The sequence below is a fragment of the Burkholderia diffusa genome (assembly GCF_001718315.1).
GTDB lineage: Bacteria > Pseudomonadota > Gammaproteobacteria > Burkholderiales > Burkholderiaceae > Burkholderia > Burkholderia diffusa_B.
Genome location: NZ_CP013362.1, coordinates 2,672,191 through 2,693,435, shown reverse-complemented (window position 1 = coordinate 2,693,435; position 21,245 = coordinate 2,672,191). Strand labels below are relative to the sequence as shown.

The 21,245-nt window shown below is 67.6% G+C and carries 22 protein-coding genes; 11 read left to right on the top strand and 11 right to left on the bottom strand.

The features are described from left to right. Window positions 1-91: 91 nt before the first annotated feature. Entirely contained in the window at window positions 92-736 is a 645-nt protein-coding gene (pdxH, locus tag WI26_RS12425) for a pyridoxamine 5'-phosphate oxidase (RefSeq protein ID WP_069226059.1), read from the bottom strand. A gap of 128 nt (window positions 737-864) precedes the next feature. Between pdxH and tcdA the strand changes: the two genes are divergently transcribed. Further along, window positions 865-1,722, top strand: a complete 858-nt coding sequence (gene tcdA / locus WI26_RS12420) for a tRNA cyclic N6-threonylcarbamoyladenosine(37) synthase TcdA (RefSeq protein ID WP_059450059.1) — start codon at window positions 865-867, stop codon at window positions 1,720-1,722. Between the two features lie 100 nt (window positions 1,723-1,822). On the opposite strand, the gene trxA is transcribed toward tcdA, so the two are convergent. Next, a complete protein-coding gene (gene trxA, locus WI26_RS12415) occupies window positions 1,823-2,671 on the bottom strand; it encodes a thioredoxin (protein WP_059540130.1) in 849 nt (282 codons plus the stop codon). A gap of 52 nt (window positions 2,672-2,723) precedes the next feature. Next, window positions 2,724-3,605 carry a pirin family protein gene (locus WI26_RS12410; protein WP_069226058.1) on the bottom strand — a complete coding sequence of 294 codons (882 nt, stop codon included), beginning with the start codon at window positions 3,603-3,605 and terminating at the stop codon, window positions 2,724-2,726. Between the two features lie 256 nt (window positions 3,606-3,861). Here WI26_RS12410 and WI26_RS12405 point away from each other — a divergent pair, with 256 nt between their 5' ends. Beyond that, window positions 3,862-4,740: an EamA family transporter gene (locus WI26_RS12405; RefSeq protein ID WP_208604136.1), complete on the top strand. Its 879-nt coding sequence runs from the start codon at window positions 3,862-3,864 to the stop codon at window positions 4,738-4,740. A 45-nt stretch (window positions 4,741-4,785) separates the two neighbouring features. Here the strand turns inward: WI26_RS12405 and WI26_RS12400 are convergent, their stop codons facing one another. Both WI26_RS12400 and tsaE read right to left on the bottom strand, forming a co-directional pair. Then, window positions 4,786-6,312 (bottom strand): N-acetylmuramoyl-L-alanine amidase, encoded by a 1,527-nt coding sequence (locus WI26_RS12400; RefSeq protein WP_069226056.1) that lies wholly within the window; start codon window positions 6,310-6,312, stop codon window positions 4,786-4,788. Next, on the bottom strand, window positions 6,294-6,845 hold the full coding sequence (tsaE, locus tag WI26_RS12395) for a tRNA (adenosine(37)-N6)-threonylcarbamoyltransferase complex ATPase subunit type 1 TsaE (RefSeq protein ID WP_059540133.1): 552 nt from the start codon (window positions 6,843-6,845) through the stop codon (window positions 6,294-6,296). Before tsaE ends, WI26_RS12400 begins: the two co-directional genes overlap by 19 nt. Before the next feature lie 17 nt (window positions 6,846-6,862). Between tsaE and queG the strand changes: the two genes are divergently transcribed. The 3 genes from queG to xerD are packed head-to-tail and all read left to right on the top strand — an operon-like array spanning window position 6,863 to window position 9,588. Further along, window positions 6,863-8,098 (top strand): tRNA epoxyqueuosine(34) reductase QueG, encoded by a 1,236-nt coding sequence (gene queG, locus WI26_RS12390; RefSeq protein ID WP_060323770.1) that lies wholly within the window; start codon window positions 6,863-6,865, stop codon window positions 8,096-8,098. A 60-nt stretch (window positions 8,099-8,158) separates the two neighbouring features. Then, entirely contained in the window at window positions 8,159-8,626 is a 468-nt protein-coding gene (locus WI26_RS12385; RefSeq protein WP_059511859.1) for a methylated-DNA--[protein]-cysteine S-methyltransferase, read from the top strand. Continuing rightward, entirely contained in the window at window positions 8,626-9,588 is a 963-nt protein-coding gene (gene xerD, locus WI26_RS12380) for a site-specific tyrosine recombinase XerD (RefSeq protein ID WP_069226055.1), read from the top strand. Before WI26_RS12385 ends, xerD begins: the two co-directional genes overlap by 1 nt. 47 nt (window positions 9,589-9,635) lie before the next feature. On the opposite strand, the gene WI26_RS12375 is transcribed toward xerD, so the two are convergent. Further along, a complete protein-coding gene (locus tag WI26_RS12375; protein ID WP_069226054.1) occupies window positions 9,636-11,204 on the bottom strand; it encodes a class I adenylate-forming enzyme family protein in 1,569 nt (522 codons plus the stop codon). A gap of 279 nt (window positions 11,205-11,483) precedes the next feature. On the opposite strand from WI26_RS12375, the gene ybaK reads away from it, so the two are divergent. Together ybaK and plsY are read left to right on the top strand one after the other, a co-directional pair. Beyond that, entirely contained in the window at window positions 11,484-11,975 is a 492-nt protein-coding gene (gene ybaK / locus WI26_RS12370; protein WP_069226053.1) for a Cys-tRNA(Pro) deacylase, read from the top strand. Window positions 11,976-12,157: 182 nt separating this feature from the next. After that, on the top strand, window positions 12,158-12,796 hold the full coding sequence (gene plsY, locus WI26_RS12365) for a glycerol-3-phosphate 1-O-acyltransferase PlsY (protein WP_069226052.1): 639 nt from the start codon (window positions 12,158-12,160) through the stop codon (window positions 12,794-12,796). 94 nt (window positions 12,797-12,890) lie between these two features. Here the strand turns inward: plsY and WI26_RS12360 are convergent, their stop codons facing one another. Further along, window positions 12,891-13,376, bottom strand: a complete 486-nt coding sequence (locus WI26_RS12360) for a YajQ family cyclic di-GMP-binding protein (RefSeq protein ID WP_069226051.1) — start codon at window positions 13,374-13,376, stop codon at window positions 12,891-12,893. 137 nt (window positions 13,377-13,513) lie between these two features. Here WI26_RS12360 and murB point away from each other — a divergent pair, with 137 nt between their 5' ends. Further along, window positions 13,514-14,563, top strand: a complete 1,050-nt coding sequence (murB, locus tag WI26_RS12355) for a UDP-N-acetylmuramate dehydrogenase (RefSeq protein ID WP_069226050.1) — start codon at window positions 13,514-13,516, stop codon at window positions 14,561-14,563. Window positions 14,564-14,682: 119 nt separating this feature from the next. Here the strand turns inward: murB and argF are convergent, their stop codons facing one another. After that, window positions 14,683-15,612: an ornithine carbamoyltransferase gene (argF, locus tag WI26_RS12350; protein ID WP_059511839.1), complete on the bottom strand. Its 930-nt coding sequence runs from the start codon at window positions 15,610-15,612 to the stop codon at window positions 14,683-14,685. A gap of 413 nt (window positions 15,613-16,025) precedes the next feature. On the opposite strand from argF, the gene WI26_RS12345 reads away from it, so the two are divergent. Next, window positions 16,026-16,346, top strand: a complete 321-nt coding sequence (locus WI26_RS12345) for a DUF3579 domain-containing protein (RefSeq protein WP_006762342.1) — start codon at window positions 16,026-16,028, stop codon at window positions 16,344-16,346. A gap of 141 nt (window positions 16,347-16,487) precedes the next feature. On the opposite strand, the gene rpsT is transcribed toward WI26_RS12345, so the two are convergent. After that, window positions 16,488-16,760 (bottom strand): 30S ribosomal protein S20, encoded by a 273-nt coding sequence (gene rpsT / locus WI26_RS12340; protein WP_006482211.1) that lies wholly within the window; start codon window positions 16,758-16,760, stop codon window positions 16,488-16,490. A gap of 304 nt (window positions 16,761-17,064) precedes the next feature. On the opposite strand from rpsT, the gene murJ reads away from it, so the two are divergent. Continuing rightward, entirely contained in the window at window positions 17,065-18,615 is a 1,551-nt protein-coding gene (murJ, locus tag WI26_RS12335) for a murein biosynthesis integral membrane protein MurJ (protein WP_059465641.1), read from the top strand. 8 nt (window positions 18,616-18,623) lie between these two features. Further along, complete coding sequence (locus WI26_RS12330; RefSeq protein WP_059465805.1) at window positions 18,624-19,466, top strand: SirB1 family protein; 843 nt, start codon at window positions 18,624-18,626, stop codon at window positions 19,464-19,466. Between the two features lie 77 nt (window positions 19,467-19,543). On the opposite strand, the gene WI26_RS12325 is transcribed toward WI26_RS12330, so the two are convergent. Then, window positions 19,544-20,302 carry an SDR family NAD(P)-dependent oxidoreductase gene (locus WI26_RS12325; protein ID WP_069226049.1) on the bottom strand — a complete coding sequence of 253 codons (759 nt, stop codon included), beginning with the start codon at window positions 20,300-20,302 and terminating at the stop codon, window positions 19,544-19,546. Between the two features lie 200 nt (window positions 20,303-20,502). Then, the gene (gene adk, locus WI26_RS12320) at window positions 20,503-21,165 is read right to left on the bottom strand and encodes an adenylate kinase (protein WP_069226048.1); all 663 of its coding nucleotides are present in this window, start codon (window positions 21,163-21,165) and stop codon (window positions 20,503-20,505) included. Window positions 21,166-21,245 lie beyond the last annotated feature (80 nt).

Below are 21,245 nucleotides of genomic sequence, written 5' to 3'. Positions count from 1 at the left end.
GTATCTTGACCGGCGCGCGCCCCTCGCGAGGCGGGCGCCCGGATGCAACACGAGACACGGCCGGCGCGCGCCGGCAGCGCGGCAGCCGCGCTTACGGCGACAGGCGCGAAATCGTCCAGCCCGACTTCGCCGCGGCGTCGCGCGTATAGAGCAGGCGGTCGTGCAGCCGCGACGGGCGGCCTTGCCAGAACTCGATCGCGTCAGGCACGACGCGATAACCGCCCCAGTGCGGCGGACGCGGCGGGTTCTCGCCGTAGCGTTCGCTCACGGCCTTTTCGCGCGCTTCGAGCGTTGCGCGGCTGTCGATCACGGCGCTCTGCTCGGACGCCCACGCGCCGATGCGCGAGCCGAGCGGGCGCGACGCGAAATAGCGGTCGCTTTCGTCGGCGCTGGTTTTCTCGATCCGGCCTTCGATGCGCACCTGGCGCTCGAGCTCGATCCAGTAGAACAGCAGCGCCGCGTGCGGATTGGCGGCGAGATCGCGGCCCTTGCGGCTTTCGTAATTGGTAAAGAAGACGAACCCGCGTTCGTCGACCCCCTTGATGAGCACGATTCGGGCCGACGGCCGGCCGTCGTCGCCGACGGTGGCGAGCGTCATCGTGTTGGGCTCGGGGAGTTTGGCGTCGAGCGCCTCCTTGAACCAGCGATCGAACTGGGCGAAGGGGTCGGGGGCGGCATCGGCTTCGTCGAGCGAAGCACGCGAATAATTGATGCGGAGATCGGCGAGAGTCGTCATGTTATGCAAACGCTTCAATCGGGGGCCAGTATAGCGAACGCGCGAGAATCGTGCGTGCACAGGAGCGCGTGTCGGCGAAGAGTTCAGGCAAAATAGAGGGCTGCACGACTTACGTTTACCTTGCTGCCATGCCCGCCGCCGACGCTGCCCCGCACAGTTCTTCTGATCTTACCCCGAGCCCGACAATCCAGCTTGACGTGGATCGCGAGCGCCGCTTCGGCGGCATCGCGCGCCTGTATGGCGCCCCCGCGCTCGCGGCGTTCGAGCGCGCGCACGTCGCCGTGATCGGCATCGGCGGCGTCGGATCGTGGACGGCCGAGGCGCTCGCGCGCAGCGCGATCGGCACGCTGACGCTGATCGATCTCGACAACGTCGCGGAAAGCAATACGAACCGGCAGATCCACGCGCTCGACGGCAATTACGGCAAGCCGAAGGTCGACGCGATGGCCGAGCGGATCGCGCTGATCGATCCCGCTTGCCGTGTGAACCGGATCGAGGATTTCGCGGAACCGGACAACTTCGACGCGCTGCTCGGCGGCGGCTTCGACTACGTGGTCGACGCGATCGACAGCGTTCGCACGAAGGTCGCGCTGATCGCGTGGTGCGTCGCAAAAGGGCAGCCGCTCGTCACGGTCGGCGGCGCGGGCGGGCAACTCGACCCGACGCGCATCCGCATCGACGATCTCGCGCTGACGATCCAGGATCCGCTGCTGTCGAAGGTGCGCGCGCAGTTGCGCAAGCAGCACGGCTTTCCGCGCGGGCCGAAGGCGCGTTTCAAGGTCAGCGCCGTGTATTCCGACGAACCGCTGATTTATCCGGAAGCGGCCGCGTGCGACATCGAGGACGGCGCGGAGCCGTCCGCCGCCGCGCATGTCGCGGGGCTCAACTGCGCGGGGTTCGGTTCGAGCGTATGCGTGACCGCGAGCTTCGGCTTCGCGGCCGCCGCGCATGCGCTGCGGGCGATCGCGGCGCGGGCCGCGGGCTGATCGGGGAACCGGTCGACGCGCAAGGGAATGTCGCGGCGCGGCAGAACCGCCACGCGCGAAACGTGATTCGGCCAGCCCATCGCGGCCGGCCGGTCGTTCGTCAGTTGAGCGCCATGCTCAGCTTGCGCCGCCATGCGGCAACGAGTTCGGGGCGATCGCCCGCCAGTTCGAACACCGAGATCATCGTGCGGCGGCCGAGATCGTCGCCATACGCGCGGTCGCGCAACACGATTTCCAGCAACTGCTCGAGCGCACCTTCGTATGCGCGTCGCGCGATCAGGCTCTGTGCGAGGTCGAAGCGTGCGTCGAGATCGGCCGGGTTCGCCGCGATGCGCGCTTCGAGCGCGTCGGTCGGCGGCAGGTCGGCCGTCGCGTCGAGCGCATCGAAACGGGTCTTGATCGCCTGATAGCGCGGATCGGCGCCCTGAACCGTCTGCGGCGACAGGCGCTCGGCCTCGGCGCGCGCGGCGTCCACCTGGTTGTTCGCGAGCAGCAGTTCGATCAGGTCGAGCCGTGCGTCGTCGAAGCCCGGGTTCAGCGCGAGCGCCGCTTCGAGGTGTGTGATCGCATCGTCGTGACGCGATTCGGCGATCGCGTATTGCGCGGCGCGGCGTTCGGCTTCGTCGGGCGCCGGCAGCAGCCGGTCGAGGAACGCGCGCAACTGGCCTTCCGGCAGCACGCCGATGAACTGGTCGACGGGGCGTCCGTCGGCAAACGCGATCACGTGCGGGATACTGCGCGTCTGGAAGTGCGCGGCGAGCTCCTGGTTCTCGTCGACGTTCACCTTCACGAGCTTCCAGCGGCCTTCGTAGTCGGCTTCGAGTTTTTCGAGCAGCGGGCCGAGCGTCTTGCAGGGGCCGCACCACGGCGCCCAGAAGTCGACCAGCACGGGCGTGTCCAGCGACGCCTCGATGACGTCTTTCTCGAAAGTGGCAAGCGTGGTGTCCATGTCGTTCTCTTCCGTTCGAATGTCGTCAGGGTGGGGGCTGCGTGCCCCTTTTTCAACGCGGCTTTGATGCGGGCAGCGGAATCCACTCGGTTTCGCCGGGCACCTTGCCCATTTCCTGGTTCGTCCATGCCTGTTTCGCGCGCTCGATCGCGTCGCGGCTGCTGGCGACGAAGTTCCATTCGATGAAGCGCTCGCCGTCGATTTTCGCGCCGCCCAGCAGCATCGCACGCGCGCCGCCGCCGCTCGCGAGCGTAACGGTGGCGCCGGGCGCGAGCACGGCCATCTGTTCGGCGGGCACCGGCGTGCCGTCGATCGAGAGGTCGCCGTCGACCACATAGACCGCGCGCTCCTCGTGCGATGCGTCGAGTTCGAGGCGGCCGCCAGCCGCGAATTCGGCGGCCACGTACAGCGTGCGCGAGAACGTCGTGACGGGCGAGCGCAGGCCGAACGCGTCGCCGGCGATCACCGTCAGCGACACGCCGCTCTCGTCGCGCCTGGGCAGCGTGTCGGCCGCATGGTGCTCGAATGACGGCTCGGTGGTCTCGTGCGCGATGGGCAGTGCGACCCAGGTCTGGATCCCATGCACCGTGTGGCCGCTCGCACGCTGCGCGTCGGGGGTGCGCTCCGAATGGACGATGCCGCGGCCGGCCGTCATCCAGTTCACGTCGCCCGGCACGATCTCCTGCAGCGAGCCGAGGCTGTCGCGATGCAGGATCGCGCCGTCGAACAGGTAGGTGACGGTGGCGAGTCCGATGTGCGGGTGCGGGCGTACGTCAAGCCCGGTGCCGGCCGGCAGCGTCGCAGGTCCCATGTGATCGAAGAAGATGAACGGGCCGACGAGGCGCGCGGCGAGCGCGGGCAGCGTGCGTCGCACCTGCAGGTTGCCGATGTCGCGGATGTGCGGCTTGAGCAGGGCTTTGATCGAATCGGTCATGGCGAGCCTCGTGGGCAACGGCTGGAATGCCGGTCATTGTACTGGCGGCGCGGTGGCGACGTGCGTGCCGGGGCGCGTGCGGGCGGGTTCGCGGTTCTCCTGCGATGCGCGCCTGCGGGCACGCGTCGTGCGCGCGCCCCGTCGTTGCATCGGTCGCCGATTCCATGTGCACCGCGCGGGTATCGGGCCGTGCGGCGAAATTCGGTAGACTCATCGGCTTTCCGGAAACCATCCGACAATTGAGGAGGCGCAGATGATGGCCCCGAAGGACTTGCTGCTCGCGCTGGTCGTGATCCTGGCGTGGGGCGTGAACTTCGTCGTGATCAAGGTCGGCCTGCACGGCATGCCGCCGATGCTGCTCGGTGCGCTGCGCTTCACGCTCGCGGCGGTGCCCGCGGTGTTTTTCGTGCGCCGGCCGCAGATTCCGTGGCGGATGCTGATCCTGTACGGCGCGACGATCCAGCTCGGCCAGTTCGTGTTCCTGTTTACCGGCATGTACGTCGGCATGCCCGCAGGCCTCGCGTCGCTCGTGCTGCAGTCGCAGGCGTTCTTCACGCTCGTGTTCGCGATGCTGTTCCTCGGCGAGCGGCTGCGTGTGCAGAACCTGATCGGGCTCGCGATCGCGGCGGGCGGGCTGGTCGTGATTGCCGCGCAGGGCGGCCGCGCGATGACGCTCGCGGGCTTCCTGCTGACCATCTGCTCGGCGGCGATGTGGGCGTTCGGCAATATCGTCACGAAAAAGGTCGGCAAGGCCGACCTGGTGTCGCTCGTGGTGTGGGCGAGCCTCGTGCCGCCCGTGCCGTTCTTCCTGCTGTCGCTCTGGTTCGAGGGGCCGCAGCGGATCGGGGCCGCGCTGGCCGGGCTCGACGGCGCGTCGATCTTCGCGGTCGTCTATCTCGCGTTCGTCGCGACGCTGGTCGGCTATGGCTTGTGGAGCCGCCTGATGTCGCGCTATCCGGCCGCGCAGGTCGCGCAGTTCTCGCTGCTGGTGCCGATCGTCGGGCTAGCGTCGTCGGCGCTGTTGCTCGACGAGCATCTGACGGACGCACAACTGATCGGCGCCGCGCTCGTGATGGGCGGCCTCGCGGTGAACGTGTTCGGCGCAAGGCTGGTGCGCCGCTTCGCGGCGTCGTGACGCGCCGGCACGCAATGCGTGCCGGCGGCGGGGAAGGGCGGCCGGTCAGGCCATCCGGCTCTTCGCGAGCGGCGGATTCGCGGCGAAGTAACGCTTGATGCCGCGGAAGATCGCGTCGGCCATCTCGTCGCGATAGCTGTCGTCGTTGAGCCTGCGTTCTTCGTCAGGGTTGCTGATGAACGCGGTCTCGACCAGGATCGACGGAATGTCGGGCGCCTTCAGCACCGCGAACCCGGCCTGCTCGACCGAGCCCTTGTGCAGCTTGTTGATGCCGCCGACTTCCTTCAGCACGTAGTTGCCGTAGCGCAGCGAATCGCGGATCTGCGCGGTCGTCGACATGTCGAACAGCGCTCGGCTGACTGCCGCGTCCTGGGTCTTGATGTTGATGCCGCCGATCAGGTCGGACGAGTTCTCCTTGTTCGCGAGCCAGCGCGCCGCGGCGCTCGATGCGCCGTGGTCAGACAGCGCGAACACCGACGAGCCATGCGCGGACGGCGTCGTGAATGCATCCGCGTGGATCGACACGAAGAGGTCGGCGCCGACGCGGCGCGCCTTCTGCACGCGCACGTTCAGCGGCACGAAGAAGTCCGCGTCGCGCGTCATCATCGCGCGCATGTTCGGCGCGCCGTCGATCTTCGCTCGCAGCTTCTTCGCGATATCGAGCGCAATGTGTTTCTCGTACGTGCCGCCGCCGCCGATCGCGCCCGGATCCTCGCCGCCGTGGCCCGGATCGATCGCGACGGTCAGCAGGCGCACGGTGCCGCCCTTGCCCGATTTCGGTGCGGTGAACTTGTAGGTGTCGCCGTCGTCTTCGCTGTCGTCGCGGCGTGCGATGACGGGCGGCGGCTTGACGGCCGGCTTCGCGGGTGCGGAAGGCGTCGCGGCGGCCGGCGGCGTGCGCGGGGTGGCCGGCGTGTTCTGCGCGAAGCGCTGGAAGAATGCGTCGCTGTTGTCGCCCGTGGCGGGCGGCGGCGCGGCGGGGCCGGCGAGCGCGGTCGGCGGCTGCACTTGCTGCGCGCGCGCGCTGTCGTTGAGCGCCTGTTCCTTGCGCTCCGTCTGCGCGATCAGGTCGGTCAGCGGATCGGGCGCGACGGCCGGATACAGGTCGAACACGAGCCGGTACTTGTAGGTGCCCACCGGCGGCAGCGTGAACACCTGCGGCTTCACCGAGCCTTTCAGGTCGAACACCATCCGCACGACGTGCGGTTGATACTGGCCGACGCGCACCGACTGGATCTGCGGATCGTTCGGCGCGATCTTCGACACGAGGTCGCGCAGCGCCTGGTCGAGATCGAGCCCGTTCAGGTCGACGACGAGCCGGTCGGGACCCTGCAGCAGCTGTTGGCTATTCTGCAGCGGCTGGTCGGATTCGATCGTGACACGCGTGTAATCGCGCGCGGGCCACACGCGCACGCCGAGCACCGATGACGCGTGCGCGAGCCGCGGCGCGACCAGGCCGAGCACCAGCGTCGACGCGCCCGCGCACAGGATCTGACGGCGCCGCCAGTTGTGCGTCGCGGTGGCCGCCGATTCGATCGAGCGGAACGGTTTGATCAACATCTTTCGAGACATGCCTTTCCTGAAGCGCTGAACGCCCTGACGGTGAGGACGCGGCCGTCGCCATCCACGTCGAGCGAGAAAACCAGATCGGGCACGCCGAGCAGGGTGCCCGCCTGTTGCGGCCATTCGACGAGGCAGATCGCGCTGGAATTGAAATATTCGCGAAAGCCGGCGTCGGACCATTCGGCCGGATCGTTGAATCGATACAGATCGAAGTGATAGACCTCAAGTTCCCCATCGTCGCGTGCGAATGCGTACGGTTCGACGAGCGTGTAGGTCGGGCTGCGTACGCGCCCGGGATAGCCGAGGCCGCGCAGGATCGCGCGCACGAGGGTCGTCTTGCCCGCGCCGAGGTCGCCGATCAGCTGGATCTGCAGCCCGTCGAACGCGTGTGCATGGGCAAGTTCGCTGCGTGCCGCGTCGAGCGCGTGCGCGAAGCGGGTGCCGAAGGCCTCGGTCGCCGCTTCGTCGGCGAGTGCGATCACGCGCTCCGCGAGCGGGACGGGCAGCGTGTCGGCATGAGGCGTATGGGACGTGGCTGGCATTCTCGTAAAATAGTGCGATGAACCGATTACCGGAACTCGCCGCATCCGACAGACCTTCGACACGTGCCGAAGGCGCGGCGCCGTGCGCGCTCGACGATGCGACGTTGACAGCGCTCGCCGCTCGCATCAGGGCGTGGGGGCGCGAATTGGGTTTCGGGGCGATCGGCATCAGCGATACCGATCTCTCGGATGCCGAAGCAGGCCTTGCCGCCTGGCTGGAAGCCGGTTACCACGGCGAAATGGATTATATGGCCAAACACGGGATGAAACGCGCGCGGCCGGCCGAACTTGTGGCCGGTACGCGACGCGTGATTTCCGCACGGCTCGCGTATCTGCCGGCCGAAACGCTCGCCGTCGACACCCCCGATGCGCGATCCGGCGCACTCGCGCCGCACGACTGGCGCGCACGCGAGCGCGCGCGTCTCGACGATCCGCAGGCGGCCGTGGTGTCGATCTACGCACGCGGCCGCGACTATCACAAGGTGCTGCGCAACCGGCTGCAGACGCTCGCGGAGCGCATCGAGCGCGAGATCGGCGCATTCGGCTACCGCGTGTTCACCGACTCGGCGCCGGTGCTCGAGGTCGAGCTCGCGCAGAAGGCCGGCGTCGGCTGGCGCGGCAAGCACACGTTGTTGCTGCAGCGCGACGCGGGTTCGCTGTTCTTCCTCGGCGAGATCTACGTCGACGTGCCGCTGCCGACCGACGCGCAAACCGCGCCCGACGTCGCGCCCGAGACGCCCGGCGCGCACTGCGGCAGTTGCACGCGCTGCATCGACGCGTGCCCGACCGGCGCGATCGTGGAACCGTATCGCGTCGACGCGCGCCGTTGCATCTCCTACCTGACGATCGAGCTGAAAGGCAGCATTCCGGAGCCGCTGCGGCCGATGATCGGCAATCGCGTATACGGCTGCGACGATTGCCAGCTCGTGTGCCCGTGGAACAAGTTCGCGCAGGCGGCACCCGTCGCCGACTTCGACGTGCGGCACGGGCTTGACCGCGCGACGCTGGTCGAGCTGTTCGGCTGGGATGCCGACGCGTTCGACACGCGGATGCAGGGCAGCGCGATCCGGCGCATCGGTTACGAAAGCTGGCTGCGCAACCTCGCGGTCGGGCTCGGCAACGCGTTGCGCGCGCCGGCCGATCGGCTTGCGCCCGATGCACGCGACGCGATCGTCGCCGCATTGCGCGCGCGGGCCGACGATCCGTCGCCGGTCGTGCGCGAGCATGTCGAATGGGCGCTGCGGGCTGCATGAAGGCGGCGTACAGTGTCGTCGGCGCGCGGCGACGCGCGCCTCACCGGTGAGGAGAAGTTCATGTTCAACGCAGTCATCGACGCACCGTTCGGCAAGGTCGGCATCCGTACCGATGCCGCGGTGGTGCGCGAGATCGTCTATCTGCCCGAGTCGGTGAAGTCGGTCGAGCCGGACTCGCCGCTCGCCAAGCGCGCGGTCGAGCAGATCGAACGTTATTTCGAGCGCGCTTCGGCGCGTTTCGATCTGCCGCTTGCCGACGTCGGCAGCGCATTCCAGCATCGTGTGTGGAACGTGATCAGCGACATTCCGCCGGGCACGGTGCTGACCTACGGGCAGGTCGCGAAGCGGATCGGCAGTGCGCCGCGTGCGGTCGGCCAGGCGTGCGGCGCGAACTATTTCCCGCTCGTGATTCCGTGTCATCGCGTCGTGGCGGCAGGCGGTCTCGGCGGTTTCGCGAACCACGACGACAATGGCTATTACCAGAAAGTGAAGCGCTGGCTGCTGGCGCACGAAGGCGTGCCGTACTGATGAGTGAACCCTTGCTTTCCTCCGACTCCGCGTCCGGTGCCGACGGCGACGAAGCCGCGGCATCGCCCGCGCTGCTCGCGAGCCGTGCGTCGATCGACGTGTTCTGCGACGCGCTGTGGCTCGAGCACGGGCTCGCGCGCAACACGCTCGACGCGTACCGGCGCGACCTGATGCTGTTTTCGCAATGGCTGGCCGCGACGCACGGCGCGTCGCTCGATTCGGCGGACGAAGCGATGGTGACCGGCTACATCGCCGCGCGCAGCGATGGCAAGGCGACGTCGTCGAACCGGCGGCTGTCGGTGTTCCGTCGCTATTACGGCTGGGCCGTGCGCGAGCATCACGCGAGCGCGGACCCGACGCTGCGGATCACGTCGGCGAAACAGGCCGCGCGGTTTCCGTCGACGCTGTCCGAGGCGCAGGTCGAAGCGCTGCTCGGCGCACCCGACATCGGTACGCCGCTCGGCCTGCGCGATCGCACGATGCTGGAGCTGATGTACGCGAGCGGGTTGCGCGTGAGCGAACTCGTCACGCTAAAGACCGTCGAGGTCGGGCTCAACGAGGGCGTCGTGCGCGTGATGGGCAAGGGTTCGAAGGAACGGCTCGTGCCGTTCGGTGAAGTCGCGCACGGCTGGATCGAGCGCTATCTGCGCGATGCGCGGCCGGCGCTGCTCGGCGCGCGCGCGGCCGATGCGCTGTTCGTCACCGGCCGCGGCGACGGCATGACGCGCCAGCAGTTCTGGAACATCATCAAGCGCCACGCGCAGCAGGCCGACGTGCGCGCGCACCTGTCGCCGCATACGCTGCGGCACGCGTTCGCGACGCATCTGCTGAACCACGGCGCCGACCTGCGCGTCGTGCAGTTGCTGCTCGGCCACAGCGACATCTCGACCACGCAGATCTACACGCACGTCGCGCGAGAGCGGCTGAAGACGCTGCACGCGCAGCACCACCCGCGCGGTTAGTGCGGCGTGTGCGGGCCCACGCGCGGGACGCGGCCCGCGCACGTGCGTCACGCGAGCTCGCGCAGCTTGTGCTTGAGCACCTTGCCCGTCGATGCGGCCGGCAGCGCATCGAGCACGCGGATGCGCGCGGGCCGCTTGTAAGGCGCGAGCCGTTGCGCGCACCACGCCTGCAGCGCGGCCTCGGCCTCGGTCGCGGTCGCACCCGGCACCAGCTCGACGAACGCGAGCACTTCCTCGTTGCCGTCGACAGCGCGGCCGACGACCGCCGCCTGCACGACATCCGGATGCGCGTTCAGCACCTGTTCGACTTCGACCGGATACACGTTGAAGCCCGAGCGGATGATCAGCTCCTTGCTGCGGCCCGCGATCGTCACCGAGCCGTCCGCTTCCTGGCGCGCGAGGTCGCCGGTGCTGAGCCAGCCGTCCGGCGATACGGCCGCGCGCGTGGCCTCCGCGTTGCGGTAGTAGCCGAGCATCACGTTTGGCCCGCGCACGCGGATTTCACCGACTTCGCCCTGCGGCACGTCGGCACCGTCGGGCGCGACGATCCGCATCTCGACCCCCGGGATCGGCACGCCGACCGAGCAGTCCGCACGCGGCGCGTCGAGCGGTGTCTGCGTGATCGTCGGGCTGCTCTCGGTCATTCCATAGCCGTTGTGCAGCGGCACGCCGTACACGCGCTCGACGCGCGCCTTCAGGTCGGCGTCGAGCGGCGAGCCGCCCGAATACGCGAAGCGCAGCCGCGGCGCGCGCCACGCGTGCGCATGCGTGTGCAGATGCTCGAGCAGCTTCGCGTGCATCGCGGGCACGCCCTGGAAGATCGTCACGCCTTCGTCGGCGAGCGCCACGCGCACGGCCTCCGGCGAGAAGCGCGGCGCAAGCCGCAGCGTCGCGCCGGCGTACAGGCTGCCGAGGCATACCGATGCGAGCCCGTACACGTGCGACACGGGCAGCACCGTGTAGACGACGTCGTCCGGCGACACGCGGCGCAGCGCGCTCGACGTCGCCGCGATGAACAACAGGTTGCGGTGCGACAGCATCACGCCTTTCGGCGTACCCGTCGTGCCGGTCGTGTAGATCAGCGCCGCGCACTGCGCGGCGCCATCGGCCGCCACAGGTTCGCCGGGCGCGCTCGCGTCGACGCGGTATGACCACGCGCCGATGTCGACCGGCAGCGTATCGGCTGGCGTCGCGTCGTGGCGCGCCGCGTGCGCGCGTGCATCGGGCGACGCTTCCGTCGCGAATGCGATCAGCTTCGGCCGCGCGTGCGCGGCGATCGCATCGAGTTCGCCGGCCGACAGTCGCGCGTTCGACACGAGCGCCCATGCGTCGACGCGCGCCGCCGCGAACAGCAGCACGATCTGCGCGACGCTGTTTTCCGCGACGATCATCACGCGATCGCCGCCGTGCACGCCGAGGCGCGCGAGCCGCTCGGCGGCCGCATCGACTGCTCGCGACAACTCGCCGTACGACAGGCGGCGCGCATCTTCGACCAGCGCCGGACGCGCGGGTGCGTGCGCGGCCCAGCGGGCGGGCACGTCGGCGATGCGGCCGGGCAAGGCGGCGAGCAGTGCCGCGACGTCGAGTGGCGCGGATGAGCGGACAGGCGAGGACATGGCGTCTCCAGAAGAAGGGCCGGGCGGCGGCGCGGCGAGTTTTGCGAACGATCGTGCCATGACGGCGGGCGCGCCACAATCGGCCAATCGGGCAATAGCGCTTCGCGATGTCCGCAATGATGACGGACGAACGCGCCGCGGCGACGGGCGCTCGCCGGGGGCACCGTGCAAAACGGGTCGCGAGTATACCGCCGGCGTGCGGCACGCCGCCGCGAACACGGGACGACGCAATCGTGCGTTGACGCCCGTGTACCGGTCGTTCGCCATTAAAATGCCGCCATGAGCAAATCCAGACACGTGTCCGAGACACCCGCGACCCAGCTGCTGCGCCGCCACGGCGTCGCCTTTGGCGAGCATCCGTACGATTACGTCGAGCATGGCGGCACCGGCGAGTCGGCGCGCCAGCTCGGCGTCGACGAACACAGCGTCGTGAAGACGCTCGTGATGGAGGACGAGCACGCGAAGCCGCTGATCGTGCTGATGCACGGCGACCGCACGGTGTCGACCAAGAACCTCGCGCGGCAGATCGGCGCGAAGCGCGTCGAGCCGTGCAAGCCCGACGTCGCGAACCGCCATTCCGGCTATCTGGTCGGCGGCACGTCGCCGTTCGGCACGCGCAAGACGATGCCCGTGTACGTCGAGTCGACCATCCTCGAATTGCCGACGATCTACCTGAACGGCGGCCGCCGCGGCTATCTCGTCAGCCTCGCGCCGGCGGTGCTCACGACGCTGCTCGGCGCGGCGCCCGTGCAGTGTGCGAGCGTCGACTGAGGGTTTCACCTTCGTGGCAGGCCGCGCTCGTTCGGTAGAATGGGCGCCGTTTCGGCCGGTCGGCCCGCACGACCGGCCGCCACGGCCTGCCGGCGGTTCGCCGCGACGGCGCCCGCCACAACCGGCCGGCATGCCGTGCCCGGCCGCCCCTTCACCGATACGTTGAAAGAAGAGTTCTCCGCATGCAGATCCTGCTCGCCGCACTAGTTGCCTACCTGATCGGTTCGGTGTCGTTCGCCGTCGTCGTCAGCGCCGCGATGGGCCTGGCCGACCCCCGTTCGTACGGGTCGAAGAATCCCGGCGCGACCAATGTGCTGCGCAGCGGCAACAAGAAGGCCGCGATCCTGACGCTCGCCGGCGACGCATTCAAGGGCTGGCTCGCCGTCTGGCTCGCGCGGCACTTCGGGCTGCCCGACGTCGCCGTTGCGTGGGTCGCGATCGCCGTATTCCTTGGCCACCTGTATCCGGTGTTCTTCCGCTTCCAGGGCGGCAAGGGCGTCGCGACCGCGGCCGGCGTGCTGCTCGCCGTGCATCCGGTGCTTGGCCTCGCGACCGCGCTGACCTGGCTGATCGTCGCGTTCTTCTTCCGCTATTCGTCGCTCGCGGCGCTGGTGGCGGCCGTGTTCGCACCGGTGTTCGACGTGTTCCTGTTCGGCACCGGCCACAACCCGGTCGCGTGGGCCGTGCTCGCGATGAGCGTGCTGCTCGTGTGGCGCCACCGCGGCAACATCTCGAAGCTGCTGGCGGGGCAGGAAAGCCGGATTGGCGACAAGAAGAAGGCGGCGTCCGACGGCGGCGCGCAGGACGGCGGGAAGGCCTGAGGAAGGAAGTGACTGCTGCCGCCCGCCGAGGCGCCCCGCATGCGGGGCCCGGCGGCGCGGCGTGACCGGCGGACTGCCCGGTCGACCGCGTCGATCAGTCGCGGAAGTTGTTGAAGTCGAGCGGGGTGTCGGTCACGTCCTTGCGCAGCATCGCGATCACGCTCTGCAGGTCGTCGCGTTTCGTGCCGGCCACGCGCACCGCGTCGCCCTGGATGCTTGCCTGCACCTTGATCTTGCTGTCTTTCACGAGCCTGACGATCTTCTTCGCGAGGTCGCCCGTCACGCCCTTCTTCACGGTGACGACCTGCTTGACCTTGTCGCCGCCGATCTTCTCGATCTTGCCGTAGTCGAGGAAGCGCACGTCGACGTTGCGCTTCGCTAGCTTGTTGATCAGCACGTCCTTGACCTGGCCGAGCTTGAAATCGTCGTCGGCGAACAGCGTGAGCTCGCGCTCCTTCTGCTCGACGCGTGCGTCGGAGCCCTTGAAGTCGAAGCGCGTCGAAATTTCCTTGTTCGACTGCTCGATGGCGTTCTTCACTTCGATCATGTTCGCTTCGGAAACGACGTCGAACGATGGCATGGCATTCTCCCTTGAGATGCGGGCGCCCCGGCTTGCGCGCGGGCACTCGCTATAATTGCGGACTGTTTGCCATTTTACCGATGCCCCTCCGTTTGCCCAAGGCCGGCCGTGAGCCCGCCCGGCGGACGTGACCGCGAATGCCGATGCCTCCTGACGATTCCGCCCTGTCGCTGCTCCCCGACCATCCGCTCGCCGCGCACAACACGTTCGGCATCGCCGCGAAGGCGCGCTTCGCCGCGCGCATCACGCAGGCGGCGCAGTTCGAGGCGCTGCATCGCGACCCGCGCGTCGCATCGCTGCCGCGGCTCGTGCTCGGCGGCGGCAGCAACGTCGTGTTCACGCGCGATTTCGACGGCGTTGTGCTGTTCGACGAGATCGCCGGCCGCCGCGTCGTGCGCGAGGACGACGACGCGTGGTACGTCGAGGCCGGCGGCGGCGAGATCTGGCACGCGTTCGTCGCGTGGACGCTCGAGCACGGGATGCCGGGCCTCGAGAACCTTGCGCTGATTCCGGGCACCGTCGGCGCCGCGCCGATCCAGAACATCGGCGCGTACGGCCTCGAGATGAAGACGTATTTCGACTCGCTGGTCGCCGTCGAGCTCGCGACGGGGCGTAGCGAATGCTTCGATGCGGCGCGCTGCACATTCGGCTATCGCGACAGTTTCTTCAAGCGGGAAGGGCGCGGGCGCTTCGCCATCGTCGCGGTGACGTTTCGGCTGCCCAAGCGCTGGACACCGCGGCTCGGCTACGCGGACGTCACGCGCGAGCTCGACGCGCGCGGCATTTCGCCCGACGCGGCAACGCCGCGCGACGTGTTCGACGCGGTCGTCGCGATCCGCCGCGCGAAGCTGCCCGATCCGCTCGTGCTCGGCAACGCGGGCAGTTTCTTCAAGAATCCGGTGATCGACGCCGCGCAGTTCGACGCGCTGCGCGCGCGCGCGCCGGACGTCGTGTCGTATGCGCAGCCGGACGGGCAGGTGAAGCTCGCGGCCGGCTGGCTGATCGACCGCTGCGGCTGGAAGGGGCGAGCGCTCGGCGCGGCGGCCGTGCACGACCGGCAGGCGCTCGTGCTGGTGAATCGCGGCGGCGCGACGGGTGCCGAGGTCCTTGCGCTGGCGCGTGCGATCCAGGACGACGTGCGCGAGCGGTTCGGCGTCGAGCTCGAACCCGAGCCGGTGTGCCTGTAGCGCGGTCTTGCGTACCGCGCATTTCATTCGCTTTCGCCCCATACGAACAAAAAGCGCCAATCGTCGATCGGCGCTTTTTTTGCATGGCGCCGGATGCCGGCGGCGTGCGGGTGCTGCGATCAGTGCTTGAGGCGGCCGAGCAGCAGGAACTCCATCAGCGCCTTCTGCACGTGCAGGCGGTTTTCCGCCTCGTCCCACACGACGCTCTGCGGGCCGTCGATCACGCCGGCGGTCACTTCCTCGCCACGGTGCGCGGGCAGGCAGTGCATGAAGAGCGCGTCCGCGTTCGCGTGGCCCATCATTTCCTCGTCGACGCACCAGTCGGCAAACGCCTGCTTGCGGGCTTCGTTCTCGGCTTCGAAACCCATGCTCGTCCACACGTCGGTCGTCACGAGATCGGCGCCCTTGCACGCTTCGTTAGGATCGTCGAACACCTCGTAGAACGGCGCGCTGTCCGGCGACACGAGTTTCATGTCGAGCGCATAGCCCGGCGGCGTCGACAGGCGCAGCTTGAAGCCGAGGATCTGTGCGGCTTCGATCCACGTGTACAGCATGTTGTTCGCATCGCCGACCCACGCGACCGTCTTGCCAGCGATCGGGCCGCGGTGCTCGTAGTACGTGAAGATGTCGGCGAGCACCTGGCACGGGTGGTATTCGTTGGTCAGGCCGTTGATCACGGGCACGCGGGAGTTTTCCGCGAAGCGGGTGATCACGTCCTGCTCGAACGTGCGGATCATGATGATGTCGACCATCCGCGAAATGACCTGCGCGGAATCCTCGACTGGCTCGCCGCGGCCGAGCTGCGTGTCGCGCGTGCTCATGAACACCGCGTGGCCGCCGAGCTGGAAGATGCCGGCTTCGAAGGACAGGCGCGTGCGCGTCGAACTCTTCTCGAAGATCATTGCGAGCGTGCGGTCGTGCAGCGGGTGATAGGTCTCGTAGTTCTTGAACTTGCGCTTCAGGATACCCGTGCGTTCGAGCACGTACTCGTAGTCTTCCAGCGAGAAATCCTTGAACTGCAGGTAGTGACGAATGGTTTTGGCGGTCATGAAACGAAATACGGCGGGTCGGAACCGGCAGCGGGGCCGGACGGCGCCGCCGTCGGGTGTGGATAACTCAAAGCAGCATAAAGGATTTTCTGTGCTTTGACGAGCCGCGCCGAAAACCGGGGCGGGATCGTGGCGTGCGCGGGAGCACGCCGGAAGAGGGGCCGCGAGACGACGCGCGATGTCGCGCTGCGGTATAATTCAAAAGTTTTCTCCAGCCCGGCAGGCAAGCGTTTTGGCGCTCTGCCGGACACAAGCGATGCGCTGCACAAATCCGGTGCGGCGCGTCGGCGGCACGCATCGACAGCCTGTTTTCGGGATATCGGAGCGCATGTGCCGTCGTCCACTCCAGCTTTGTGTTCGCGTATCCAGGCGCCGTCGCCTGGGCATCGCCGGGCCGTCACTTGGGTAACCACATGGCTGAAACCCCTCCGACCGAATTCTTCATCCAGGGCATCACGAAAGACGGGAAAAAGTTTCGCCCGAGCGACTGGTCGGAGCGTCTGGCCGGCGTGATGGCCTGTTTCGGGCCGGGTGCAAGCGGGCCGAATGCGCGCCTGAAATATTCGCTGTACGTGCGTCCGACGATGCTCGGCGACCTGAAATGCGTGATCCTCGATTCCCGGCTGCGCGACATCGAGCCGATGGCGTTCGATTTCGTGCTGAACTTCGCGAAGGACAACAACCTCGTCGTCACCGAGGCGTGCGAGTTGCCGGACTACAACGAGAAGAAGTGAATTCGGCGGGCGAGGGGGCATCCCGCGCCTGACGGCCGCCCGGCGCGATGCGCGGGCGACGCGCAACAAAAAAGCCCGCCTAGGCGGGCTTTTTTGCGATCGCAGGAAACAGGAACGCCCGCGAGAGCGGGCGCACCGGATTTACGCTGCTGCCTGCAGACCCTTGACGGCTGCGGCGAGGCGGCTCTTGCTGCGAGCGGCCTTGTTCTTGTGAACGATCTTCTTGTCGGCGATCGTGTCGATCGTCTTCACGGCAGCCTTGAACAGCTCGGCAGCCTTTGCCTGGTCGCCGGCTTCAACAGCCTTGCGGACCGACTTGATCGCGGTACGGAATTTCGAGCGCAGCGCCGAGTTGTGCGAATTTGCCTTCGCGGCTTGGCGGGCGCGCTTGCGTGCTTGTGCGGAGTTAGCCATGACGGTTCCTTATCCTGTCCTGTTTCCAGAGCTTGGAGCCTGACGGCCAAGCGCTGCTTTTCGATCCGTCCCCTGAGAACGATTGCCCAGGGGCGCATAAAAAACGGTGATTTTAACCGAGGCCGAGACATGAAAACGACAGGCGCCGTGCATGTAACAGGCTCAGAAACCGGCGATTATAGCAACAAAATCAAGCGCGTGGCAAGGTCAACGTGACGTCGGCCGAACGGGGCCGCCGGCGGCGTGGGCCCTTTTCGGCATCCGTCCGTGCCGGGACACGCAACGTCCGTATAATAAGCGCCCCATGAATCTATTCCGAGCCCTGCTGACGGTCAGCGGCTTCACGCTGCTGTCGCGCGTGACCGGACTGGCCCGCGAGACGCTGATCGCCCGTGCGTTCGGCGCCAGTCAATACACCGACGCGTTCTACGTCGCCTTCCGCATTCCGAACCTGCTGCGCCGCCTGTCCGCCGAAGGCGCGTTCTCGCAGGCGTTCGTGCCGATCCTGGCCGAGTTCAAGAACCAGCAGGGGCACGATGCGACCAAGGCGCTCGTCGACGCGATGTCGACCGTGCTCGCCTGGGCGCTCGCCGTGTTGTCGGTCCTCGGAATCGCCGGCGCGTCGTGGGTCGTGTTCGCGGTCGCGTCCGGCCTGCATACCGACGGCCAGGCGTTCCCGCTCGCTGTCACGATGACGCGGATCATGTTCCCGTACATCGTGTTCATCTCGCTGACGACGCTCGCGTCCGGCGTGCTGAATACCTACAAGAGCTTCTCGCTGCCCGCGTTCGCGCCGGTGCTGCTCAACGTCGCGTTCATCGCCGCGGCCGTGTTCGTCGCGCCGCACCTGAAGGTGCCGGTCTATGCGCTCGCATGGGCCGTCATCGTGGGCGGCGTGCTGCAGTTCGTCGTGCAACTGCCGGGGCTGAAGAAGATCGACATGGTGCCGCTGATCGGCCTCAATCCGGTGCGCGCGCTGCGTCATCCCGGCGTGAAGCGCGTGCTCGCGAAGATGGTGCCCGCGACGTTCGCGGTGTCGGTCGCGCAACTGTCGCTGATCATCAACACCAACATCGCGTCGCGGCTCGGGCAGGGTGCCGTGTCGTGGATCAACTACGCCGATCGCCTGATGGAATTCCCGACCGCGCTGCTCGGCGTCGCGCTCGGCACGATCCTGCTGCCGAGCCTGTCGAAGGCGCACGTCGACGCCGATACGCATGAATATTCGGCACTGCTCGACTGGGGGCTGCGCGTCACGTTCCTGCTCGCGGCGCCGAGCGCGCTCGCGCTGTTCTTCTTCGCGACGCCGCTCACCGCGACGCTGTTCAACTACGGCAAGTTCGACGCGCATACGGTCACGATGGTCGCGCGCGCGCTCGCGACCTACGGGATCGGCCTCGTCGGCATCATTCTGATCAAGATCCTCGCGCCGGGCTTCTACGCGAAGCAGGACATCAAGACGCCCGTGAAGATCGCGATCGGCGTGCTGATCGTCACGCAGATCTCGAACTACGTGTTCGTGCCGTTGATCGGCCACGCGGGCCTCACGTTGAGCATCGGCGTCGGCGCATGCCTGAACTCGCTGCTGCTGTTTCTCGGGCTGCGCAAGCGCGGCATCTATCAGCCGTCGCCGGGCTGGCTGCGCTTCTTCGTGCAGATGATCGGCGCGGCGCTCGTGCTCGCGGGCCTGATGCACTGGTGCGCGATCAGCTTCGACTGGACGGGCATGCGCGCGCAGCCGCTCGATCGCATCGCGCTGATGGCCGCATGCCTCGTGCTGTTCGCTGCACTATATTTCGGTATGTTGTGGGTAATGGGCTTCAAATACGCTTACTTCAGAAGGCGCGCCAAGTGACGACCGCAATGACCCGCGTCCTCGACTACTTCAGCACGCTCGTGGCGGACGACGACAGTCTGCCCGTCACGGAAACCGCGCTGTCGCTTGCGCAGGACGCGTATCCCGACCTCGACCTGCAGGGCACGCTCGCCGAAATCGACATGCTGGCCGCGCGGCTGCGCCGCCGGCTCGCCGACGATGCGGACCTGAAGGACCGCGTCGCCGCGCTGAACGAGTTCTTCTTCCGCGAACTCGGCTTCGCGTGCAATCACAACGATTACTACGACCCCGATAACAGCCACCTGAACGCGGTGCTGAAGCGGCGGCGCGGGATTCCGATCTCGCTGTCGGTGCTGTACCTGGAGCTCGCCGAGCAGATCGGCGTGCCGGCGCGCGGCGTGTCGTTCCCCGGCCACTTCCTGCTGCGCGTGACGCTGCCGGACGGCGATCTCATCATCGATCCGACCAATGGTCATTCGCTGTCCGAGGCCGAGATGGTCGAGATGCTCGAGCCGTACGTCGCGCGTGCGGCGGGCGCGGTCGACAGCGCGTTGCGCGCGCTGCTGCAGCCGGCAACGAGCCGCGAGATCATCGCGCGGATGTTGCGCAACCTGAAGACGATCTACCTGCAGACGGAACGCTGGCAGCGGCTGCTCGCCGTGCAGCAGCGGCTCGTGATCCTGCTGCCGGAACAGCTCGACGAGGTGCGCGACCGCGGTTTCGCCTATGCGAGGCTCGACTATCTGCGCCCGGCGCTCGAGGATCTCGAGCAGTATCTCGGCGAGCGGCCCGATGCGGACGACGCGACCGTCGTCGAATCGCAGGTGAGCGAGTTGCGGCAGCGGATGCAGCGCGACGGCGAGGACTGAGCCGCCCGGCATCGCCGAAACCCCGAACGTGAACACGCCCGCATCGCGGGCGTTTTCATTTGCAGTTGCGTGGCCGCTTACTTCGGCTGCATCCGGATCGCGCCGTCGAGGCGGATCACTTCGCCGTTGAGCATCGGGTTCTCGACGATCTGGCGCACCAGCATCGCGTATTCCTCCGGTTTGCCGAGCCGCGGCGGGAACGGCACCATCGCGCCGAGCGCGTCCTGCACGTCCTTCGGCATGCCGAGCAGCATCGGCGTCTCGAACAGTCCGGGCGCGATCGTCATCACGCGGATGCCGCTGCGCGAAAGGTCGCGTGCGATCGGCAGCGTCATGCCCGCGACGCCGGCCTTCGACGCCGCGTACGCGGCCTGGCCGATCTGTCCGTCGTAAGCCGCGACCGACGCGGTGCTGACGATCACCCCGCGCTCGCCGCCGTCGTTCGGCGCGGTCGCAGCCATCGCGGCGGCCGCGAGCCGGATCATGTTGAAGGTGCCGACCAGATTCACGTTGATCGTCTTCGCGAACACGTCAAGCGGATGCGCGCCGTCCTTGCCGACGGTTTTCGCGGCGGGCGCGATGCCTGCGCAGTTCACGAGGCCGCGCAGCATGCCCGTGCGCGTCGCGGCGTCGACGGCCGCGTGCGCATCGGCCTCGCTCGACACGTCGCAGTGCACGAACAGGCCGCCCAGCTCGGTTGCGAGCGCCGTGCCGGCCGCGTCGTTCAGGTCGGCGAGGACGACCTTGCCGCCGGCGTGCGCGAGCATGCGGGCCGTCCCGGCGCCGAGGCCCGATGCGCCGCCGGTGATCAGAAAGACGTTGCCGCGAATCTCCATCACTGTCTCCTTGGTTGGATGCGATGCCGGTCGATCGGAGCAACGCCGGTGCGCCGGTCCACGCGTTCGGTCGATTGTACGGGGCGCCGTCGCACGTCGGCCAGTGCGGCCCGGTCGTGCGAATCCAGGTCGGACGAAACGGACGCAGCAGACGAAAAAAAGCCGCCCGGAAGGGCGGCTTGCGGTGCGCGACGCGGTCGTTACTTCAGTGCGTCGAACGCACGCTCGCGGATTTCATCGACGGTGCCGAGGCCCGAGATCTTGCGATACTGCGGGGCCTTCAGGCCGTTTTCCTCGCCGCGCTGCGCCCAGTCGCCGTAGTACTTGATCAGCGGCTTGGTCTGCGCTTCATACACTTCGAGACGCTTCTTGACGGTTTCTTCCTTGTCGTCGTCGCGCTGGATCAGCGGTTCGCCCGTCATGTCGTCCACGCCCTCGACCTTCGGCGGATTGAACTTGACGTGGTACGTGCGGCCCGACGCCGGGTGCGTGCGGCGGCCGCTCATGCGCTCGATGATCTCCGAGAACGGGACGTCGATCTCGAGCACGTAGTCGATCGCGACGCCGGCTTCCTTCATCGCGTCAGCCTGCGCGATCGTGCGCGGGAAGCCATCGAACAGATAGCCGTTCGCACAATCGGCTTCCTTCAGGCGCTCCTTCACGAGACCGATGATCAGGTCGTCCGTCACGAGCTTGCCTTCGTCCATGAAGCGCTTCGCCTCGATGCCGAGCGGCGTGCCGGCCTTGACGGCCGCGCGCAGCATGTCGCCCGTCGAGATTTGAGGGATGCCGAACTTTTCCTTGATGAAGTTTGCCTGGGTGCCCTTTCCCGCGCCGGGCGCGCCCAACAGGATCAAACGCATGGTGATATCTCCAGTATGTAGATTCGTGTGGCGAGACGCAAAAGCGTCGGCGACAGCGTGCGCGGGGCTTGCCTTGCGCG

What these genes read in the sequence shown, in the direction of transcription:
- ybaK (WP_069226053.1), top strand. Translation starts at nt 11,484, where the DNA reads ATGAGCAAATCCAGACACGTGTCCGAGACACCCGCGACCCAGCTGCTG.
- argF (WP_059511839.1), bottom strand. Translation starts at nt 15,612, where the DNA reads ATGACCGCCAAAACCATTCGTCACTACCTGCAGTTCAAGGATTTCTCG.
- WI26_RS12325 (WP_069226049.1), bottom strand. Translation starts at nt 20,302, where the DNA reads ATGGAGATTCGCGGCAACGTCTTTCTGATCACCGGCGGCGCATCGGGC.
- xerD (WP_069226055.1), top strand. Translation starts at nt 8,626, where the DNA reads ATGAGTGAACCCTTGCTTTCCTCCGACTCCGCGTCCGGTGCCGACGGC.
- trxA (WP_059540130.1), bottom strand. Translation starts at nt 2,671, where the DNA reads ATGGACACCACGCTTGCCACTTTCGAGAAAGACGTCATCGAGGCGTCG.
- WI26_RS12405 (WP_208604136.1), top strand. Translation starts at nt 3,862, where the DNA reads ATGGCCCCGAAGGACTTGCTGCTCGCGCTGGTCGTGATCCTGGCGTGG.
- WI26_RS12330 (WP_059465805.1), top strand. Translation starts at nt 18,624, where the DNA reads ATGACCCGCGTCCTCGACTACTTCAGCACGCTCGTGGCGGACGACGAC.
- tsaE (WP_059540133.1), bottom strand. Translation starts at nt 6,845, where the DNA reads ATGCCAGCCACGTCCCATACGCCTCATGCCGACACGCTGCCCGTCCCG.
- murJ (WP_059465641.1), top strand. Translation starts at nt 17,065, where the DNA reads ATGAATCTATTCCGAGCCCTGCTGACGGTCAGCGGCTTCACGCTGCTG.
- adk (WP_069226048.1), bottom strand. Translation starts at nt 21,165, where the DNA reads ATGCGTTTGATCCTGTTGGGCGCGCCCGGCGCGGGAAAGGGCACCCAG.
- murB (WP_069226050.1), top strand. Translation starts at nt 13,514, where the DNA reads ATGCCGATGCCTCCTGACGATTCCGCCCTGTCGCTGCTCCCCGACCAT.
- WI26_RS12410 (WP_069226058.1), bottom strand. Translation starts at nt 3,605, where the DNA reads ATGACCGATTCGATCAAAGCCCTGCTCAAGCCGCACATCCGCGACATC.
- pdxH (WP_069226059.1), bottom strand. Translation starts at nt 736, where the DNA reads ATGACGACTCTCGCCGATCTCCGCATCAATTATTCGCGTGCTTCGCTC.
- WI26_RS12345 (WP_006762342.1), top strand. Translation starts at nt 16,026, where the DNA reads ATGGCTGAAACCCCTCCGACCGAATTCTTCATCCAGGGCATCACGAAA.
- WI26_RS12385 (WP_059511859.1), top strand. Translation starts at nt 8,159, where the DNA reads ATGTTCAACGCAGTCATCGACGCACCGTTCGGCAAGGTCGGCATCCGT.
- WI26_RS12400 (WP_069226056.1), bottom strand. Translation starts at nt 6,312, where the DNA reads ATGTCTCGAAAGATGTTGATCAAACCGTTCCGCTCGATCGAATCGGCG.
- queG (WP_060323770.1), top strand. Translation starts at nt 6,863, where the DNA reads ATGAACCGATTACCGGAACTCGCCGCATCCGACAGACCTTCGACACGT.
- rpsT (WP_006482211.1), bottom strand. Translation starts at nt 16,760, where the DNA reads ATGGCTAACTCCGCACAAGCACGCAAGCGCGCCCGCCAAGCCGCGAAG.
- tcdA (WP_059450059.1), top strand. Translation starts at nt 865, where the DNA reads ATGCCCGCCGCCGACGCTGCCCCGCACAGTTCTTCTGATCTTACCCCG.
- plsY (WP_069226052.1), top strand. Translation starts at nt 12,158, where the DNA reads ATGCAGATCCTGCTCGCCGCACTAGTTGCCTACCTGATCGGTTCGGTG.
- WI26_RS12375 (WP_069226054.1), bottom strand. Translation starts at nt 11,204, where the DNA reads ATGTCCTCGCCTGTCCGCTCATCCGCGCCACTCGACGTCGCGGCACTG.
- WI26_RS12360 (WP_069226051.1), bottom strand. Translation starts at nt 13,376, where the DNA reads ATGCCATCGTTCGACGTCGTTTCCGAAGCGAACATGATCGAAGTGAAG.